This is a genomic window from Xanthomonas sp. MUS 060, assembly GCF_000963215.1.
Taxonomy (GTDB): Bacteria; Pseudomonadota; Gammaproteobacteria; order Xanthomonadales; family Xanthomonadaceae; genus Xanthomonas_A.
The window spans coordinates 1-684 of sequence record NZ_JZIM01000111.1 but is presented as its reverse complement, the minus strand read 5'-3'; the positions used below and the strand labels follow the sequence as shown (position 1 = coordinate 684).

The 684-nt window shown below is 65.6% G+C and carries 1 protein-coding gene; it reads left to right on the top strand.

What is annotated here, in order from left to right:
* Window positions 1-684, top strand: a 684-nt coding sequence (locus XANALMUS060_RS17265; protein ID WP_045739497.1) for a condensation domain-containing protein, incomplete at both ends; no start/stop codon positions are given.

The window sequence follows — 684 nt, the reverse complement described above, 5'->3', positions numbered from 1 at the left end:
AGCGAACTCGAAGCGTTGATCGGCTTCTTCGTCAATGCCCAGGCGCTGCGCATCGACCTGCGTGGTACACCGAGCGTCGCCGACCTGCTGGCGCAGGTGCGCGCCACGGCATTGGCCGCGCAGGATCATCAGGACGTACCGTTCGAACAGGTGATCGAGGCGCTCAACCCCGAGCGGAGTTTGTCCGCGCAGCCGGTGTTCCAGGTGGTGCTCACCTGGCAGAACGTGCCCGATGCCGAGTTGGTGCTGCCCGACATCCGGTTGCAGCCGATCCCGTCGCACGCAGCCGATGCCAAGTTCGATCTGGAGTTCTCGCTGCACGAGCAACAGGACCGCATCGTCGGCAACCTGGGGTATGCCACGGCGTTGTTCGAGCGCAGCACGATCGAACGCCATCTGGCGCAGTTCGTGACCCTGTTGCAGGGCATGGTCGCCGACGACCACGCCCGTGTCGCGCACCTGCCGCTGTTGCCTGCGGAAGAGCGCACGCAATTGCAGCGCTTCACCGTCACCGAGACCACGCCACTCGCACCGGCCACCTGTATCCACCACCTGTTCGAGGCGCAGGTACAGCGCACACCCGATGCCATCGCGCTGCGCCAAGGACAACGCCTGCTGCGCTACGCCGAACTGGAGGCACACGCCAACCAACTCGCCCAGCGTCTGCGTCGCTCCGGCGTTGGT